Annotated in this window: 17 protein-coding genes; 7 read left to right on the top strand and 10 right to left on the bottom strand. The window is 59.9% G+C overall.

The genetic code is table 11. The annotated features are described in order from the left end of the window. The first annotated feature begins 103 nt into the window (after window positions 1–103). Window positions 104–811, top strand: a complete 708-nt coding sequence (gene lapG / locus CKW20_RS03640) for a cysteine protease LapG (protein ID WP_095051699.1) — start codon at window positions 104–106, stop codon at window positions 809–811. A gap of 22 nt (window positions 812–833) precedes the next feature. Then, a complete protein-coding gene (gene lapD, locus CKW20_RS03635; RefSeq protein WP_095051698.1) occupies window positions 834–2,774 on the top strand; it encodes a cyclic di-GMP receptor LapD in 1,941 nt (646 codons plus the stop codon). A 104-nt stretch (window positions 2,775–2,878) separates the two neighbouring features. Here the strand turns inward: lapD and CKW20_RS03630 are convergent, their stop codons facing one another. From CKW20_RS03630 to CKW20_RS03585, 10 genes are all read right to left on the bottom strand, one after another. Then, window positions 2,879–3,934: an AI-2E family transporter gene (locus CKW20_RS03630; RefSeq protein ID WP_095051697.1), complete on the bottom strand. Its 1,056-nt coding sequence runs from the start codon at window positions 3,932–3,934 to the stop codon at window positions 2,879–2,881. Between the two features lie 69 nt (window positions 3,935–4,003). Beyond that, the gene (locus CKW20_RS03625; protein ID WP_095051696.1) at window positions 4,004–4,810 is read right to left on the bottom strand and encodes a DUF4892 domain-containing protein; all 807 of its coding nucleotides are present in this window, start codon (window positions 4,808–4,810) and stop codon (window positions 4,004–4,006) included. A gap of 8 nt (window positions 4,811–4,818) precedes the next feature. Next, window positions 4,819–5,478 carry a glutathione S-transferase family protein gene (locus CKW20_RS03620; RefSeq protein ID WP_095051695.1) on the bottom strand — a complete coding sequence of 220 codons (660 nt, stop codon included), beginning with the start codon at window positions 5,476–5,478 and terminating at the stop codon, window positions 4,819–4,821. 50 nt (window positions 5,479–5,528) lie between these two features. Continuing rightward, entirely contained in the window at window positions 5,529–6,383 is an 855-nt protein-coding gene (locus tag CKW20_RS03615; protein WP_095051694.1) for an alpha/beta hydrolase, read from the bottom strand. Then, the gene (locus CKW20_RS03610; protein ID WP_095051693.1) at window positions 6,380–7,186 is read right to left on the bottom strand and encodes an alpha/beta fold hydrolase; all 807 of its coding nucleotides are present in this window, start codon (window positions 7,184–7,186) and stop codon (window positions 6,380–6,382) included. The genes CKW20_RS03615 and CKW20_RS03610 overlap by 4 nt, the downstream gene beginning before the upstream one ends. A 299-nt stretch (window positions 7,187–7,485) precedes the next feature. Further along, window positions 7,486–7,929, bottom strand: coding sequence for a hotdog fold thioesterase (locus CKW20_RS03605; RefSeq protein ID WP_095051692.1), 444 nt, complete (start codon window positions 7,927–7,929; stop codon window positions 7,486–7,488). 32 nt (window positions 7,930–7,961) lie between these two features. Continuing rightward, a complete protein-coding gene (locus CKW20_RS03600; protein WP_095051691.1) occupies window positions 7,962–9,629 on the bottom strand; it encodes an AMP-binding protein in 1,668 nt (555 codons plus the stop codon). Window positions 9,630–9,833: 204 nt separating this feature from the next. After that, window positions 9,834–10,286, bottom strand: coding sequence for a phosphohistidine phosphatase SixA (gene sixA / locus CKW20_RS03595; RefSeq protein ID WP_095051690.1), 453 nt, complete (start codon window positions 10,284–10,286; stop codon window positions 9,834–9,836). Next, on the bottom strand, window positions 10,283–10,630 hold the full coding sequence (locus CKW20_RS03590) for a DUF4389 domain-containing protein (protein ID WP_095051689.1): 348 nt from the start codon (window positions 10,628–10,630) through the stop codon (window positions 10,283–10,285). Before CKW20_RS03590 ends, sixA begins: the two co-directional genes overlap by 4 nt. A 30-nt stretch (window positions 10,631–10,660) precedes the next feature. Further along, window positions 10,661–11,686 (bottom strand): NAD(P)H-dependent glycerol-3-phosphate dehydrogenase, encoded by a 1,026-nt coding sequence (locus tag CKW20_RS03585; protein ID WP_095051688.1) that lies wholly within the window; start codon window positions 11,684–11,686, stop codon window positions 10,661–10,663. Between the two features lie 196 nt (window positions 11,687–11,882). Between CKW20_RS03585 and CKW20_RS03580 the strand changes: the two genes are divergently transcribed. From CKW20_RS03580 to fabB, 5 genes are all read left to right on the top strand, one after another. Then, window positions 11,883–14,006 (top strand): TonB-dependent siderophore receptor, encoded by a 2,124-nt coding sequence (locus CKW20_RS03580; protein WP_095051687.1) that lies wholly within the window; start codon window positions 11,883–11,885, stop codon window positions 14,004–14,006. Between the two features lies 1 nt (window position 14,007). Further along, window positions 14,008–14,940, top strand: coding sequence for an ABC transporter substrate-binding protein (locus CKW20_RS03575; RefSeq protein ID WP_095051686.1), 933 nt, complete (start codon window positions 14,008–14,010; stop codon window positions 14,938–14,940). Further along, the gene (locus CKW20_RS03570; protein WP_095051685.1) at window positions 14,937–16,838 is read left to right on the top strand and encodes an ATP-binding protein; all 1,902 of its coding nucleotides are present in this window, start codon (window positions 14,937–14,939) and stop codon (window positions 16,836–16,838) included. The genes CKW20_RS03575 and CKW20_RS03570 overlap by 4 nt, the downstream gene beginning before the upstream one ends. Window positions 16,839–17,085: 247 nt before the next feature. After that, entirely contained in the window at window positions 17,086–17,601 is a 516-nt protein-coding gene (gene fabA / locus CKW20_RS03565) for a 3-hydroxyacyl-[acyl-carrier-protein] dehydratase FabA (protein WP_003179264.1), read from the top strand. A gap of 11 nt (window positions 17,602–17,612) precedes the next feature. Continuing rightward, window positions 17,613–18,833 (top strand): beta-ketoacyl-ACP synthase I, encoded by a 1,221-nt coding sequence (gene fabB, locus CKW20_RS03560; RefSeq protein ID WP_095051684.1) that lies wholly within the window; start codon window positions 17,613–17,615, stop codon window positions 18,831–18,833. Window positions 18,834–19,048 lie beyond the last annotated feature (215 nt).

Raw genomic sequence — 19,048 nt, 5'->3', positions numbered from 1 at the left:
AGCGTGGGAACGATCATCAACTCTGCCCCTTCGTCCGACGACCTGCCCTTCCTCGCTGAGAACACCGCCTAGACTTCAGACATCTGCACCTGAGCAGCCAGACATGTCCCGCAGTCCGCGTAGTCCAGGATGGTCAACGCTCCGACTTCGGTTCGGCGGATGGCTGCTACTGACGAATTTTCTGCTGGCAGGGTTGGGTAGCGTCTGGGCCGACTGGGACTTTGCACAGATTCTGCAAACTGCCGAAAAGCGCTACGGCCCCCTTGGCCTGGCCCGGGGACGGATCGAGGGCTGGAGTCAAATGCTGCAAAGCGAACGCAACCAGCCTGAGCGCGAACAACTGAATGCGGTCAATCGCTTCTTCAATCAACAACTGAGCTTTCAGGACGACACGCGTATCTGGCGTCAGACCGATTACTGGGCCACGCCAGTGGAATCGCTGATCAAGGCTGCAGGCGATTGTGAAGACTACGCCTTGGCGAAATATTTCAGCCTGCGACACCTCGGAATTCCCAGCGAGAAACTGCGCATCACCTACGTCAAGGCTCTGACCCAGAACCAGGCGCACATGGTGTTGACGTTCTACAGCAGCCCCACGGCCGATCCGCTGGTGCTGGACAATCTGCTCAGCGAGATCCGCCCCGCTTCCCAACGCAAGGACCTGTTGCCGGTGTACGCCTTCAACGCCGAAGGCCTGTACTTGCCGGGAGCCAATGGTGGCAAACGCAGCAGCGACTCGAAAAAGCTGTCGCGTTGGCAAGACGTGCTGAAAAAGATGCAATTTGAAGGGTTCGCCGTGGGCGAAGGCTAGCCGCTATTGCAAGGAGCGTTTTATGTCATTGCGCAAACAGTTGTTTCTCGCCATTTGCCTGTTCTTGCTGGTGGCCTTCGGCGGCAGTTTTTTTGTCAGCCTGGAAAGCTCTCGCGAACAAATGCTCGGCCAGTTGCGCTCCCACGCCCAGGACGCCGCCACGGCGCTGGGCTTGTCATTGACTGCGCAGATCGACGACCCGGCGATGATCGAGTTGATGGTCAGCTCGATTTTCGACAGCGGCTACTTCAGCAGCATCCGGGTCGTCAATATTGTGGATGAGCGGGTGCTGGTGGAACGCAGTGCACCGACGCAAATCGAAGGCGTTCCCGACTGGTTCGTCAGCCTGGTGAACCTGCGTCCACAAGGCGGCGATGCGCTGATCATGCGTGGCTGGGAGCAGGCGGCTCGGGTCGAAGTGCTGAGCAATCCACAATTCCCCCTGGCCAAACTCTGGGACAGCACCCTCGGCAGCCTGATCTGGTTGCTGATTTGCGGACTGCTCAGCGCGGTATTTGGCGGCTGGCTGTTGCGCCGGCAACTGCGCCCTCTCGACAACATGGTCAAACAGGCTGAAGCCATCAGCAAACGCGAGTTCCGCAGTTTGCCGAAACTGCCGCGCACACCGGAGCTCAAACGCGTGGTGCTGGCAATGAATCAGATGGTCGAGAAGCTCAAGGCTCTGTTCGCCGAAGAGGCCGCACGCAGCGAAAAATTGCGCTCTGAATCTTATCAGGACAACCTCACGGGTCTGGCCAACCGGCGTTTGCTGGATGAACAATTGGCTGACCAACTACTGGTTTGCGAACAAAGCCGCGACGGCCATTTGCTCATGCTGCGGATCAATGACCTGATCGGTCTCAACCAACGTCTGGGCGGCCAGCGCACCGATACCCTGATCGGCGCCGTCGGCGAATTGCTCAAACGCCTGACGCAACCACCGGAACGTCGAACCTGGCTCGCGGCGCGCAATCGCGGTGGCGAATTCAGCTTGCTGACTCCAGGCCTGGACAGTAAAGATGCCGCACGCCTGGCTTCGGAAATCAGCGCCACCATGGAAAACCTGCGCCTGACAGGTGCCAGCGACTGCATGCCGGTGGCGCACCTGGGCGTCGTCGCCTATTCCCCCGGAGAAGCGGCGAGCGATGTGCTGCTGCGCCTCGATCAGGCACTGACCCAAGCCCGGAAGCACCCCGAACGGCCGTGGATACAGTTGGTCCATTCCGATACCGCGCCGAACCAGTCCCAACACGACTGGCGCAACTGGATCGACGAAGCGCTGACCGAGGGCAAGATGCAGCTGTATTTTCAACCGGTGGTGCAGTGCGCCGATACCAGTCAGGTGCTGCATCACAAAGTCCTCGCGCGCCTGCTCGACCCGCAAGGCGAGGCGATTGCCGCGGGGCATTTCCTGCCGTGGATCGAGCGCCTTGGCTGGTCAGCGCGATTCGATCTGGCGATGTTCGAAACCACTCTCGAATATTTGGCCGCCAACCGTTGGCCACTCGCACTGAGCCTCTCCGGCAGCACCCTGCGCGATCCAGCGCAGCTGCAACAAATCCTCGATCTGCTCGAATCACTGCCCGAACTCGGGCCGCTGCTGACCCTGGAAATCGACGAACGCCAACTACCGCCCCCCGAAGCACTGCAACACCTGAGTCACAGCCTGCTCAACACCGGTTATCGCGTCGGTTTGCAGCACTTCGGCGGCAGCTTCAATCAGATCGGCAACTTGACGCAGCTGGGGCTGGCTTACCTGAAAATCGACGGAGCCTACATTCGGGGTATCGATGAACAGACTGACAAGCGCCTGTTCATCGAGGCGATTTTCCGGGCGACCAACAGCATTGATTTGCCGTTGATTGCCGAGATGGTGGAGACGCAGGGGGAGCTGGAAGTGATTCGGGAGCTGGGGTTGTTTGGGGTGATGGGAAGACTGATTGGGCCGCCGGAGCCGATGTAAGTCGCAAAGCGCGCATCATCAAATACGCCCCGCGTCATCGTTCATCGCGAGCAGGCTCGCGTCCACAGGTGATCGGTGTCGAGCCCTATGCCCCCCGGAGCGCCTCAAGGCCGGCGATCCTCGACCCGAGCCTGACTCTTGCTCCAATCGGTCAACAGGCTGTAAGCCACGGCCAGCAACGTCGGACCGATGAACAATCCGATAAACCCGAATGCAATCAACCCGCCAAACACCCCGAGCAACACAATCACCAATGGCAAATTCCCGCCCCGACTGATCAGATACGGCTTAAGCACGTTGTCGACCCCGCTGATGATGAACATGCCCCAGATCCCGAGGAACACCGCCATCCCGTACTCGCCCTTCCAGGCCAACCACGCCGTGGCTGGAATCCACACCAACGGCGGCCCCATCGGAATCAGGCTCAGCAAAAACGTCACAATCCCCAGCACCAGCGCCCCAGGCACGCCGGCAATCAGGAAGCCGATCAACGCCAGCACGGCCTGAGCCGCTGCCGTACCGATCACCCCATTGACTACGCGCTGCACGGTGCCCGCCACCAGTTCAATGTAATAGCCGGCGCGGTCACCGATCAGCCGTTCCAGCAACCCATGGACAAACACCGCCAACCGCGGCCCGTCCCGGTAGAAAAAAAACACAAAGACAATACTCAGCGCCAACTCAAGGATGCCGCCGCCGATCTGCGCACTGCGCGCCAGCAACCAGTTACCGACCTGACCCAGATAAGGCTTGATCGCCAGCATCATCGCCGCGCCTTGCTGATCGATGCTGTTCCAGATCCCCACCAGCCGCTCGCCGACCAAGGGAATACTGCCCAGCCAGGTCGGTGCTTCAGGCAGACCGTCGACTTGCACATCCTTGATGAATGCCGTGGCATCGCGTACATGATCCGCGAGGTTGAAGCCCAGCCACACCAGCGGTGCTGCCACCAGTAACATCCAGCCCAACGTCAGTAACAGCGCCGCCAGGGATTCACGACCATTGAGCCAACGGGTCAACAAACGCATCAGCGGCCAACTGGCAAATGCCAGCACCGCGCCCCAGAACAGCGCCGACCAGAACGGCGCCATCACCCAGAAGCTCGCGCCAAACAGCACCAGGAGCAGAATCTGCACCAACAGCCGATCGTTATTGGGCATACAAAGTCTCGAAAAAATCAGTCAGCAAAAGAGTAGGCGAACGCGCAGAACGCGTTCGCTGAATGAAGCTTATCGCAACAGTTCGAAGTGCAGGCCAGAGCCTTCGACGCTGCCGGTTTCCATCCGCGCCGCCCGTACACCCTGGTCGGTCAGCGCCTGACGCCAGGCTTCGGCATGGGGTCCGGAAACATTGACGCGCAACGTGGTGTCCAGGTTCAGGCCTCGGGAAATCAAGCGCAGCCAGGTGTCGTCTGGGTCGCCGTCGAGTTTGGGGAAATCAAGTTCACCGGTGCTCTTGAGCTGCCGCAGCAAAGTCGCGGAAGTCGGTAACAAGTCGCCCAGTGGTGCAGCAGCGTCGAACTGTTCGACGTGCAGATAAGCCCTGCGATTGCCGCGCGTGATGCTGTAAAGCGCCACAAGCGTATTGTCTTGAGGGGCCGCCAGACGCAGCAGCAAATAAGCTTGCTGATTATCGGCGCCATACAGCTTGGCGTTGCCGAAGACTTCATTGGCCCACAGGCTGCTTTCGCCACAATCCCGGGCCTGACACCAGAACAACAACTCGGCGCCCTGCTTTTGCAAGGCTTCGCGAGCGGCGGTGAAGGCATCGGTAGAGGAATGCTCCGGTGGTAATTCGTAGGTCACCGAGGTGGTTTGACCCCGGGCGGTGACTTGACCATCAAAGCGCAACTGACCACTGATCTTGCGGATCGAACCCAACGGGTAGATCCGCTCAAGCTCGACAGCCGGGCGATAGTCGACGATCTGCGCATCGGCCATACGCGGCACGATCGGCAGGTCCTGACTGCCTGGGATATCAGCGGCAAATAAAAGAGGACTGAAACAACACAGCGCCAGCGGAGTGAGTGAACGCATGGATAGACTCATCGAATCAGCATGGCCTGGGCACCCTTGATGACACTGTCGTCATCGATGCGCTCGGGTACCAGTAAACCGCGTTGTACCGCAGGGCGTGCCTCCATGGTCGCCATCCAGCGCTGCAGGGCTGACAAGCCATCCACCGCGACACCGGACCATTCATGGCCACGGACCCACGGATAAGTGGCAATGTCGGCAATGCTGTATTCGCCCGCCAGAAACTCTACTGTTTGCAGACGCGTGTCGAGCACTTCATACAAGCGCCGGGTTTCGTGTTGATAACGGTCGATGGCGCCTTGGAGTTTTTCCGGGAAGTAACGGAAAAACACGTTGGCCTGGCCCTGCATCGGCCCGACTCCGCCCATCTGAAACATCAGCCACTGCAACACCACCGATCGCCCCTTGGGGTCCTGGGGCAGCAGTTTGCCGGTCATCTCGGCGAGGTAAATCAGGATCGCGCCGGACTCGAACACGGCGAAATCGCCATTGGCACGGTCGACAATCGCCGGAATCCGCCCATTGGGATTGATCTTGAGGAAGTCCGGGGACTTCTGTTCCTTTTTGTCGAAACTCAAGGCGTGCACCGTATAGGGCAGGCCGAGTTCCTCGAGCACGATAGAGACCTTGTGGCCATTCGGGGTCGCAGCGGTGTACAGATCTATCATGGTTGTCTCCCATTTCAACCCGCCCAGCCTCGACAGTTGCCCGGCGCAAGTCAAGGAACAGCGAAGAACCGATTGAAACAGTCTGCGACAAGGTCGGCACCGGGTTCGTCATTCAGGTGCAAATGATGGCCGCCAGGCAACTGTTCACGGCTAAAGGGTAGACGTTCCAGCAGCTCTGGATGTTTGGCGAGCATGCCGTCAGCCGCGACCACCAGATGTGCAGGACAACTGACGCGCTGAACGAAGGCCATTGCCTGTTCGGTGGTCAGACGTAGCGGTGACGGAAGGGTCAGGCGGCTGTCAGTGCGCCAGGTATAACCGCCCGGCACCGGCATCAAGCCACGCTGAGCCAGCAGTTCGGCGGCTTCGCGACTGACCGCCACCAAACCTTTCATGCGTGCTTCGATGGCGCGATCGAGCGTGCTGTAGACCGGTTTGCGTTTTTCCCGCAGATCCAGCTGCGCTTGCAGGGCCATGCCCATACGCTCGGCGGCGTTTTCTCCTTTGTCTGTAGGAGGAATGATGCCGTCGATCAAGGCCAGATGAGTTACCCGTTCCGGCAACGACCCGGCCAACACCAGCGAGACGATTGCCCCCAGGGAATGCCCCAGCAGTGCAAAACGCTTCCATCCCAACTGCTCGGCCACTTGCAGCACGTCATGGGCGTAGTCCCACAGCGCGTAACCGGCACCGTTTGGCCGATGCCCTGAGTGACCGTGCCCGGCCATGTCCAGCGCGATGATGCGCAAGCCCTTGAGCTTGGGCGCCAGCCGGGCAAAGCTGTTGGCGTTGTCCAGCCAGCCATGCAAGGCGATCACCGGCAAGCCGTCCTCGGGACCGAACAGGTGCGCCGCCAATTCGATATGCGGCAGGCTCAGGCGAACTTCTTCTACGACGCTGCTCATGCACAATCCTGTTGGCGGCGACCTTCCCAGCGACTGAACAGATTCTTCAGCAGCGTGGCCGTGTCTTGTGGACGTTCGAGGGGAAACATATGGCCACCGGGCATGGTCAAGGACTCACCAAGAGGCATGCGCCCGACGGAACGGGCGTGATGGCGCATCACCACGCGGCTCTTGTGCCCACGAACCACCGCCAGCGGCACTTTCAACTGCCGTGCACGGCCGGGGCTGGTGTGGGGCACACCACGGTAGATGCTGATTTCCGTGGCCGGATCGAAACGCAGGCGCAACTTGTCGCCGACCTTTTGCAAACCATGTTGAAGATAGGCATCGAAACATTCCGGGTCGAAGCCACGAAACAGGGTTTTGCCGGCGAAATACAGGCGAGCCGCTTCCAGATCGACGAACTCTTCCCGTCGTCCCAACGTACGACCGGCCGGGGTCAGGCGATCAATGAAACCGAAGCGTTTGGCAGCACGGATCACCCATTGATCGGCCCGGGTCAGCACCGGCGAATCGAGCATCACCACGCCGCGATACAGCTCAGGACAACGCAACGCGGCGTGCAGGTGCAGCACGCCGCCGAAGGAATGACCAACGCCCCAGATCGGCTCCGGTTGCTGCTTGAGGTGATGGATCAGCTCATCCACCAGATTGTTCCAGTTGTCGTCTGCCGGAAAACGCGGGTCATGGGCGTGCTGCTCCAGATGCGTCACCTGGTACTCGGGCGCCAGCGCCGCGAACAACTTGCCGTAGGTCCCCGAAGGAAATCCATTGGCGTGGGCGAAAAATATCTGTTGCGACATACCTGCAAATCCATGAGCGAGAACAGGGGTTGATTGTCCGTAAGACGGGGTCCTACAGCAATGACCGTAACTGACAGGAATGATGACAGTCGGGTCAGGACGATGACCGTTCAGCATCCACTGAGAATCTTGTGGCGAGCGAGCTTGCTCGCGTTCGGCTGCGCAGCAGCCGCAAAATTGGTGAATGCGGTGTAACCAGAGAGCGCTGCAATCCGGTTGGGGCCGCTTCGCGACCCAGCGGGAGCAAGCTCCCTCGCCACAAAAATTCGCCGGCCATGAATCTTTGGCTCGATCAGGAATCAACGCGCCGGCGGGTTCTCACCCACCGGCACCACCGCCATGGTCAGCCGTGACACGCAACTGGCCTTGCCCTCATCGCTGCTCAAACGAATATCCCAGACATGGGTGGTGCGACCAATGTGAATCGCCTTGGCCACCGCCGTCACTCGCCCACTGCGCAGGCCGCGCAAATGGTTGGCGTTGATTTCCAGGCCCACGCAATAAAACTTGCTGGCGTCGATGCACAGGTAACTGGCCGTCGAGCCGACGGTTTCGGCCAGCACCACCGAGGCGCCGCCGTGCAGCAAACCATAAGGTTGGTGCGTACGATGGTCGATGACCATGCTCGCGGTCAGGGACTCGTCATCGAAGGCTTCGAAGCGAATATCCAGCACTTCGCCAATGGTGTTTTTCTGCATTGCGGTCAACTGTTCGACATTGGGAGTGGTGCGCCACAGACTCATCGTTGGGTTCCTTTGTTGGTATTGTTCGTGGCTCAATCCTGCCACAGCACCGCCTCGCTGCGCTCGCTCCATTCTGCAAACCGAGCACCGTAAGCCGCTTCGATCATGTTGCGCTTGATCTTCAGGGTCGGTGTCAGGAAGCCGTTTTCCACTGCCCAACTGTCCTTGACTACCACCAGCCGACGCAAGCGCTCATGCCTGTCGAGAACGCCGTTGACCTCCTCCAGCAGTCTTTCCAGACTTGAATGCAAACCCGCCCGGGCCGATCCTTTCGCGTCCTGCTGACCGACCGCCGACAACACGCACAAACCCAGTGGTGCACTCAGCCCATCGCCAACCACACACACTTGTTCGATCCGCGCATGCACCGCCAGGCGATTTTCAATCGGTGCCGGGGCAACGTATTTGCCTTTGCTGGTTTTGAAGATTTCCTTCAGGCGCCCGGTCAGGCGCAAGTTGCCTTCGGCGTCTTCCTCGCCCTTGTCACCGGTACGCAAGAAGCCATCCTCGGTGATGGTTTCGGCGGTTTTCCCGGGTTCCTTGAAATAGCCGAGCATCGTCGCACCGCTACGCACCAGTACTTCACCAGACGGTTCGATACGTACGTCGACTTCCGGGCATGGCTGGCCGATCCAGCCAGGTTTGTTCTGACCTGGCTGGCCGATGTGGGAATAACCGCAACTTTCAGTCATGCCGTACACCTCCAGCACATCCAGCCCCAGTTTTCGGTACCAGAGCAGCAAGGTCTGCGGCACGGGCGCAGCACCGGACAAGGCGATGCGCAAGGCGTCCAGCCCGAGCCCAGCGAGGACTTTGTGCCCTACCCGTTTGCCGATGAAGGGCAAGCCGAGCAGGAAGTCGAGGCGTTTTTCCGGGATCTTGCTGTAGACGCCCATCTGGAATTTGGTCCATATCCGCGGCACGCCAAACAGCGCGGTCGGCCGGGCACGTTGCAAATCGGTAAGGAAGGTATCGAGGCTCTCGGCAAAAAATACCGTTTGTCCGGTGTAGATCGATGCCAGCTCGACGAACATCCGCTCAGCGACGTGGCACAACGGCAGGTAGGACAGCAGGCGATCCGACTCATTCAGGCCGAATAACTGCGTGCCACGGGTGGTGGCAAATCCCAAGTTGCCGAAGTTGTGCATCACGCCTTTGGGCTGGCCCGTGGTGCCGGAGGTGTAAATGATGGTCGCCAGCTGATCGGCGGCGGGTTTGGGGTCGTCCTGAATCGGCGAGCTGCATTGCAGATCGGTCCAGCTGAAATCGAAGTTGCCGGCCGGACACAGCGGCAAGCTGATGGTCGGCAGGTTGGGTTTGACCCCGGCGGACATGCCCGGCCAGTCATCCAGCTTGCCAATGAACACCAGCGCGGCTTCGGAGTGATCGAGCACCTGGGCCACGGAATCGGCGGTCAGATTGGGGTACAGCGGCACCGAGACATGCCCGGCCATCCAGATCGCCAAGTCGGCGATGATCCAGTGGGCGCAGTTTTTCGAGATCAGCGCAATGTGGCTGCCTTGTGGCAATTCGCGAGCCCGCAGCCAGTGGGCGGCACAGCGCGCCTGATGACCAACATCGGCCCAGGTCAGCGCCTCGACCTGACCGCCTCCTGTCGGCTGGACCAGAAAGCGCTGGCGGGGATGACGGGCTTCACGCTCGTAGAAAGCGTCCAATGGCAAACGGGAAGCAGCAGACATGCGACTTGCTCCTTTATTTTTTGTCTGGAGCAAGCGTAGCCAACCAAGCAAGTGCTTGGTTGACTATTTCACACAAAAAAACGGAACGCCTCCGCCCTTGTAGGAGCGAGGCTTGCCCGCGAAGGGGCCTTCGAAGACGCTAAAAGCTTCGCGGGCAAGCCTCGCTCCTACAAAAGCAAAGGCCAGAGCCAGAGCAGAAGCAGGTTACGGGTGCTTGATGCCGTTGAGCTTCATCGACCCGATCAGCAGTTCATTGTTCTCCAGCTCGGCCAGGCCGGCGGTGCTGACTTTTTCCGGCGGATAGCCGGCGCCGTGCTGCAGATAGCTCAGCAGGTTGCCCACCAGCGGATTGTGACTGACCAGCAGGACATCACTCACCGATACAAGCTGCTCCGCCACCTTGTCCGGCTCGGTATCCGGGGTCAGCCAGTCGACGGTGCGGATCTCTGGCTCGAAACCCAGCGCTTCACGCACCAATAAAGCCGTCTCCTGCGCTCGCAGGAGAGGACTGGAGTAAATGGCGGTGAGTGGCTGGCCGATCAATTGTGCGGCCGTGCGCAACACCTCTTCACGCCCCTTGACGGTCAATGCCCGCTCAGAGTCCGGGCGAGTACCGTGAGGCTCGGCTTCACCATGACGCAATACCCAGAGTTTCATAATTTCGGTTCCTCATCTCGGGCCGGATGCGGTGCTGGCGCCACAACGTGCGGGGCTTCACCTTCCGGTGTACGCGGCGTCGGCCAGTCGGCGAACGGCCAAGGCTTCTGGTCGCTGTGAAAGCTGCCGAAACGACCGATCTGCGCCAGAAACTGGCTCAGGCTGTCGCCGAAATTCATCAAGCTGGCGCTCGGTGCGCCATAAATCAAACGATAGATCAGCTGCACCAACACCACCGCACCGAGGATCAATTGCGCCACTTGCCAGACCAGCACATAGACAATCATCCACAGCACCCGCAGCAGGATGGATTCGTACTTGGCTTCTACTTTCTGATCGTTCATGTCTCGCTCCGTTCCTATTGAGTAGAGGGTTCAGTTGAAATCGCTGGTGGAAATAAAGTCGACGTCGGTTTTCGGCTCGCCGCGCATCAGCAGCGCGATCACCTGTTCAAGCGTGCGCCCTTCGAACAGAATGGCATGCAATCCGGCGACCAGCGGCATATACACACCCACCTCCTGAGCCTTGGCCTTGAGCACCTTGAGGGTGTTCACCCCTTCGGCGACTTCACCCAGACGCGTCACCGCATCCTCCAGGCTCAAGCCCTGGCCGAGGGCAAACCCGACCTGATAGTTGCGGCTTTTCGGCGACGAGCAGGTGACGATCAAATCGCCGACACCCGCAAGGCCGAGGAAAGTCATCGGGTTGGCGCCCTGATTCACCGCGAAGCGGGTCATTTCCGCCAGTGCCCGGGTGATCAGCATGCTCTTGGTGTTTTCACCCATGCCCAACGCCACCGCCATGCCGGCGATGATTGCATAGACGTTTTTCAGCGCCCCGCCCAGCTCCACGCCAAAGCGGTCGGCGCTGGCATACACGCGAAAAGTCCGGCCGTGCAGCGCGGCCTGGACCTGCTGGCAAAGATCTTCGTCTTCGCTGGCAACCACTGTGGCGGTCAGCGCGTGTTCGGCGATTTCACGGGCCAGGTTCGGGCCGGACAGCACACCGATGCGCGCTTGTGGGGCGATGTCTTCAAGGATCTGGCTCATCAGCTTGAACGTGTGGGCTTCGATGCCTTTGGTCAGGCTCACCAGCAACTTGCCGCTCAACAGTTGGGCGTGGGGTGCCAGCACCGAGCGCAGCGCGCTGGACGGCAACGCGACGAAGCACAGGTCGCAGGCCTCCAGGGTGGTTTGCAGGTCTGTGACCGCCTCCACCGCCGCAAGAATCTTGATGCCTTTGAGGTAACGCGGGTTCTCGCGATCGACCCGAATGGCCTCGGCCTGCTCGGGGTCACGCATCCACAGCCGGACCTGATGCCCATTCTCGGCCAACAGATTAGCCACGGCGGTACCAAAACTTCCGCCTCCCAGGACCGCAATTGGGCGCTGTTCAGTCATATGCAATCCGTTAATCCATACCAGTGGCGATGTCGGCATTATACGGAGCGGCCCGGTGGCGGCCAGCCCCAGCATCAATTACCGACACTTGTAGAAAGAAGACCAAGAAAACCGAGGAAAATGCCCTCATCGTGACTGGAAAAGTCGTTGCGCTCGGTTAACATGCGCGCCAACTAATCGCTATCAAGGCCGTGCCGTGTCTTTTGGCTTTCCCTGCCCTCGCTCGCCGCTGGTACTGACGCTGATCTTCAGCTCGCCGTTGCTGGCCGACGACTTGTTCCTCGACAACGATCCGTTGCCGCAAGTGCTGACGGCGACGCGCCTGAAGCAGTCGCCTGCGGCTGTGCCGGGGAGCATGACGGTGATCGACAGCGAACTGATCAATGCCAGCGGTGCGCGGGACATCAGCGAGTTGCTGCGGCTGGTGCCAGGGATGATGGTCGGTAATATCAGCGGCAATCAGGCGGTGGTGAACTACCACGGCACCAACGCCAGTGAAGCGCGGCGCCTGCAAGTGTTGATCGATGGCCGCTCGGTGTACCGCGCAGGACTGGCCACGGTGGACTGGAGTGATATTCCGGTGGCCATGGAAGACATCGAGCGCATCGAGGTTTTCCGTGGCCCCAACACCGTCAGTTACGGCGCCAACGCGCTGATGGCGGTGGTCAACATCATCACTCGCAAACCGGCCGACAGCCACGGCACGCGGCTGAAAGTCACCCGTGGCCAGCGCGGCATCAATGATTTCTACGCCAGCCAGGGCATAGGCTGGGACAGCGGCGACTTGCGCCTGTCGCTGTCCGGTCAACAAGACGATGGCTTCGACTCGGACCGTAACGGCGCCGATTACCGCGACAGCCGTCGCTTGAACCGCTTCAGCCTCGCCGTCAGCCAGACGCTCAATGAAAACCAGAGCATCGATTGGCAAATGAATGCCAAGGACGGGAGCAACCAGCGGCCCTATACCTACCGCCCTGTATTCCCGGGGATTACCGCTGCCGGGAACAATTCTGACGTCATCGCCAAGGACTATGCCGGCTCGCTGCGCTGGAACCTGGACATCAATCCTGATCACAGCCTTTATATTCAAGGCTCGGCGCAACACTGGGATCGCCAGCAAACCTGGCGTGCCTGCGATGCCGAGGTCTCGTTCAGCCCGGAGCTGACCGAGCTCTGGCAACTCAATCCGAATTACACCGAACGCCTGGCGCGCAACATGGTGCGCTTTACCGGCCTGGGTGCACCGGCAGGCACACCGGCCGAACAGGCATTGGGCAATCAGGTGCTGGACCAATGGCAAAACGGCGCCCGACAAACCCTCTGCGGCGATATTGATCAGAGCGCCCGGGAATCGCGCTACGACCTCGAACTGCAAGACACGCTCAGCCTGTCCGACAGTCTGCGGCTGGTCAGCGGCCTGAACTATCGTTACGACCGGGCAGACTCCGAGACCTACTTCAATGGCACGCTCGACGACACCACTTGGCGGGCATTCGGCCAACTCGAATGGCGCGCCACCGAACACTGGTTGTTGCAGGGCGGGGCGATGTTTGAAGAAACGCAATTGACCGGCAACTCGCTGACCCCGCGGGTGGCGGTCAATTACCTGATCAATCCGCGGCACGGCTTGCGCGCGGTATATTCGGAAGCCATCCGTTCGCCAGACATGTTCGAAAACAACGTCAACTGGAGCTACCAGGTAACCAACCTGCGACCCAGTGCCTACGGCCAGACCAGCGCTCGCTATTTCGTCAAGACCCGTGGCCCGGGCGACCTCGACCAGGAACGCATGCGCTCCCGGGAATTGGGCTACAACGGCTACTTCGCCGAGTGGGGGCTGGCGGTCGACGTGAAGCTGTTCTACGACGAAATCACCGGCATGATCAGCGAACCGCTACGTAACAACCAATACATCGCCAGCAACTCGAACAGCTCCCGCTTCAGCGGGACTGAAACCCAGCTGGATTGGCGCGTCAGCAGCGCCGATCGTTTGCGCCTGACCTATGCCTACGTCGATGCCGACGCGAGCAACCCACTGGATGCACAACAGACTGCGCGCAACAGCGGCTCCGCCGGTTGGCTACGCAGCTGGGGCCAGGGCTGGAACAGCGCGCTCTTTTACTATGGTGCCGACGCCCTCAACAGTTATCGCTTCGAACGGGTCGACACGCGCATCGCCAAACGCATCGGTTTGGGCAAGGCCAATCTGGAGCTGGCCGGAGTCCTCCAGCAACGCCTCGACAATCAGCCCACCACCTTCGTCGACAACCACTACGACGATCGCCGGGTGCTCTACTTCAGCGCGGAGCTGGAGTTCTAAGATGCAGTATCGCCCGTCACGGAAGACGCCAACCCTTGGCCGCCTGCTGGCCGGGTTGTGCCTGGTGCTTACCGGGCTGCTGTGCAATCTGCCGGCACGGGCCGACGACATTCTGCTGACCGGTGCCGAGGAGAGTCCCGGCGTGCAGTCTTTCGTTCAGGCCCTCAGCGAGTTGCGCCCCACCGACAGCGTACGCTTTCAGCCTCTTGCCAGCCTGCCGGCGCCAGGCCAATTGCCCGTTGGCATCCGTCTGATTTTACTGGACTTGCCCAGCCTCGACTGGCGCCTGCAAGACGCCCAAGGCCCGGCGACGCTGGTGCTGCGCATCAGTCGTCTGCAAGCCCGTCAACGCTTGGGCAATGCCCTGCCCCCGCACCTCAGCCTGCTCTGGAGCGATCCGCCGCTGGACCGACAGTTGCGCCTGATCCGACTGCTCCTGCCCGAGGCCCGGCGGGTCGGTGTGCTTTTCGACAGCCACAGCGAATTCTTGTTGAAGGAACTGCGTCAGGCCGCCCTGCCCCTGGGCCTTGAAGTGGTCACCGAGCGCTGGGATAACACCCATGACAGTCGCCCTTTGCAGGCCCTGCTGAAGGACAGTGATGTGCTGTTGGGCCTGGACGACCCTGATCTGTACAACCCGAAAACCGTGAAAAACCTGCTGCTCAGCAGCTATGCGCGGCAACTGGCGCTGATCGGTCCCAACGCAGCCTTCGTCAGGGCCGGTAGCCTGGCCAGCACTTACAGCGACCAGAACGATTGGCTGAAGATTCTCGACGAACTGCTCGACCGCCCCTCGAACACCTGGCCGCGCGCACTTTATCCGCAACACTTCAAGGTCTTGAGCAACCCGCAAGTGGCTCGTTCATTAAGTATTGAACTGATGAATGAAGCCTCTGTCGCAACACAGCTGGCCGAAGGAGAACGCCGCCCATGACCTTCCGTCGCGGTTGGGACATCAATACCCGCACCCAGATCATCAGCCTCGGCCCGGCCCTGTTGCTGACGTTGCTGCTGATCAGTTTTTTCACCTTCGTGCGAATCCAGGACCTGCGCCAGGAACTCAATCACACCGGTCAACTGATCGCCAATCAACTGGCGCCGGCCACCGAATACGGGGTCATTTCGGGCAACAACGAGGTGCTCGAAAGCTTGCTCAAGGCGACGCTAGCCACGCCCAATGTGCGCTTTCTGGAAGTGCAGGACAGCACCAACCGGATTCTGGTGTATGTCGAGCAACCGTCGGAAGCCCACAACCGCTCGCATCAGGTCGAAGTGTTCCAGGCTCCAGTGCGCCTGCAACGCATCGCGCTCAACAATGACTTTTTCCAGAACAGTCGCACCGTCGCCAGTGCGCCGCACGAGGATTATCTGGGACGGGTGATCGTCGGCCTGTCCAATGACGCCTTTAACCAGCGCCAGCAGGAAATCCTCTTCAAGGCCGGGATCCTGGCGTTGTTCGCACTGTTATTTACTTTTTTGCTGGCTCGGCGCCTGGCCGGCAGCCTGTCGCAACCGATCCACGACATCGGCAATGCGGTCAAGGCGATCCAGCAAGGCGACTACAAAACACCCCTGCCGATTGTCGACGACACGGAACTGGGCGCCCTGTCGCAGCACATCAACAACCTTGCCCAAGGCCTTGAGCAAGCCAGTCGCGAACAGCATCAGGCCATGGCGCAATTGATCCAGACCCGCGAAGAAGCGGAAAAGGCCAACAACGCCAAATCCGATTTCCTGGCGATGATGAGTCATGAATTGCGCACGCCGATGAACGGCGTGCTGGGCATGCTGCAACTGCTGGAAACCACCGAGATGACCGAGGAGCAGATCGAGTACGCGGCGCTGGCTTCGGAATCCACCGAACACCTGCTCAAAGTGATCAATGACATTCTCGACTTCTCGCGCATCGAGCGTTCGGAACTGGAGCTGGAGCACATTCCGTTCAACCTCGCGGACTTGATCGGCAGTTGCGCCCAGTCGTTCCAGCACAGTGCAGTGCAACGCGGGCTAGATATGCAACTGCGGATCCCCGAGGACATGCGCACCCTTCAGGTTCAGGGCGATCCGACGCGAATCCGGCAGATTCTGGTCAATCTGGTCGGCAACGCGCTGAAGTTCACCGAACGGGGCCGCGTCACCATCGAACCGCAATGGCAGTCCCTGGATCACGAACTGCTGTGGTTCACCTGCACCGTGCGCGACAGCGGGATCGGCATCCCGCCCGCAAGCCTGGAATTGATGTTCAACGCGTTTCAGCAGGCCGATAGTTCTATTTCAAGACGGTACGGCGGCACCGGACTGGGGCTGCCGATTGCCCGTACTCTGGCTGAGCGGATGGGCGGCACCTTGCGCGCTCAGAGTGAAGAAGGCGTTGGTTCGGTGTTCACCCTGGAAATCCCTTTGGCTCTGTATAAACAGCCACTGCCAGTGCTGACCCCGCGAGGACATACCGGCAATGACCATGGCGAAGGTCGCAATGTGCTGCTGGTAGAGGATAATCCGGTCAATCGCACCGTCGTCGAAGCAATGTTGCGCAGCCTGGGCTTTACTGTCAGCGTCGCGACCGATGGTGCACAAGCGGTGCGCAGTGCCGAAAGCCTGATTTTCGAAGCGATTCTGATGGACTGCCGACTGCCGGTCATCGACGGTTACGAGGCCACCCGACAGATTCGCCAACTACCCGGCTGCGCTGACGTGCCGATCATTGCTCTGACAGCCAATGCCTTGCAGGGCGACCGCGAAGCCTGTTTATTGGCGGGAATGAACGATTACCTGGCCAAGCCCTTTAAACGCGCTGATCTGCAGCAGGTTCTACAGCGATGGGTGCAGTAGAACAGGCCTTTTGGCGATCTGCGACTGGCGTGAACGACGAAAGTGCGGCAGTCTTAGGCTCCCGAACAGGCCCGAAAAGGGGCTTGAATAATAATTTCAGTGCACAAGTGTACATTCATGTCCTTGGCGCTGTGACTTTCACCACAACGCAATAGTCTATGAGTAGGCTGCTGACTCGAGGCATGAACGCTTCGATCGGCCGGGAAGATTCGCCCCACCCTGCCGCATGGACTATTGAGGAGCTCGCATGACCAAACAAAACGCCTTTACTCGGGAAGACTTGCTGCGCTGCAGTCGCGGTGAGCTGTTCGGCCCAGGTAACGCGCAACTGCCCGCCCCGAATATGCTGATGGTCGATCGCATCACCCTGATCAGCGAAGAGGGTGGCAAGTACGGCAAAGGTGAATTGGTCGCCGAGCTGGATATCACTCCGGATCTGTGGTTCTTCGCCTGCCACTTCGAAGGTGATCCGGTAATGCCGGGCTGCCTGGGCCTCGATGCCATGTGGCAACTGGTCGGTTTCTTCCTCGGCTGGCAAGGTCTGCCGGGCCGCGGTCGCGCCTTGGGTTCGGGCGAAGTAAAATTCTTTGGCCAGGTACTGCCAACCGCCAAGAAAGTCACCTATAACATCCATATCAAACGCGTCCTGAAGGGCAAGCTGAACCTGGCCATTGCCGATGGTTCGGTGACCGTCGACGGCCGCGAAATCTATACCGCCGAAGGCCTTCGGGTCGGCGTGTTCACCTCCACTGACAACTTCTAAGGGTTATCCGCATGCGCCGCGTCGTTATCACTGGTCTGGGCATCGTTTCGTGCCTGGGCAATGACAAAGAGACCGTCTCCGCTAACCTGCGTGCAAGCCGCCCTGGCATCCGGTTCAACCCGGAATATGCCGAAATGGGTCTGCGTAGCCAGGTTTCCGGCTCCATTGACCTTCCCCTCGAAGAACTGATCGATCGCAAGATCTTTCGCTTCGTCGGCCACGCGGCGGCTTACGCCTACCTGGCCATGAAAGATGCCATCGCAGATTCCGGTCTGACCGAAGAGCAAGTCTCCAACCCGCGTACCGGCCTGATCGCCGGTTCCGGTGGTGCCTCCACGCTGAACCAGATGGAAGCGCTGGATATCCTGCGCGAGAAAGGCGTCAAGCGCGTCGGCCCGTACCGCGTCACGCGGACCATGGGCAGCACGGTTTCCGCTTGCCTGGCCACGCCGTTCAAAATCAAAGGCGTGAACTACTCGATCTCTTCCGCCTGCGCCACCAGTGCTCACTGCATTGGTACCGCTGTGGAGCAGATCCAGTTGGGCAAGCAGGACATCGTCTTTGCCGGTGGCGGTGAAGAAGAGCATTGGAGCCAATCGTTCCTGTTCGATGCCATGGGCGCCCTGTCCAGCCAGTACAACGAAACCCCGGAAAAAGCCTCGCGTGCCTATGACAAAAACCGTGATGGTTTCGTCATCGCCGGCGGTGGCGGTATGGTCGTGGTCGAAGAGCTGGAACACGCTCTGGCCCGTGGCGCGAAGATCTACGCGGAAATCGTTGGCTACGGCGCGACCTCCGACGGCTACGACATGGTCGCTCCAAGCGGCGAAGGCGCCATCCGCTGCATGCAGATGGCCATGTCCACTGTCGACACTCCGATCGACTACCTGAACACCCACGGCACCTCGACTCCGGTCGGCGACTCCAAGGAAATGGAAGGCGTGCGTGCAGTGTTCGGCGACAAGGCTCCGGCCATCAGCTCCACCAAGAGCCTGTCGGGTCACTCCCTGGGCGCCGCTGGCGTTCAAGAGGCGATCTACTGCTTGCTGATGATGGAAGGCAACTTCATGGCGGGTTCCGCCAACATCGAGGAACTGGACCCGGAAGTGGCAGACATGCCAATCCTGACCAAGACTCGCGAAGACGCCACCATCAATACCGTGATGAGCAATAGCTTCGGTTTCGGTGGCACTAACGCCACACTGGTACTGAAGCGCTGGCAGGGTAAGTAATACCCCGCCGCTTCGCCGTAAACAAAAACGCCCCGACTGGTTCGGGGCGTTTTTTTTGGTGCCAGCTTTCTGTAGAAGCCAGGCTTGCCGGCGAAGGCGTACTCAAGGACGCCTTCGCCGGCAAGCCTGGCTCCTACAGGTAATCAGGTTCAAATCCGTGGTTTTCCATCCCCTCGAACATGAAACATTTGTCATGAAACTCAATGGCCTGCGAC

It is taken from the genome of Pseudomonas sp. Irchel s3b2 (genome assembly GCF_900187445.1).
Taxonomy (GTDB): Bacteria; Pseudomonadota; Gammaproteobacteria; order Pseudomonadales; family Pseudomonadaceae; genus Aquipseudomonas.
Note: the sequence above shows the minus strand (reverse complement) of the source record. Positions and strands in the feature narration are given on the sequence as shown.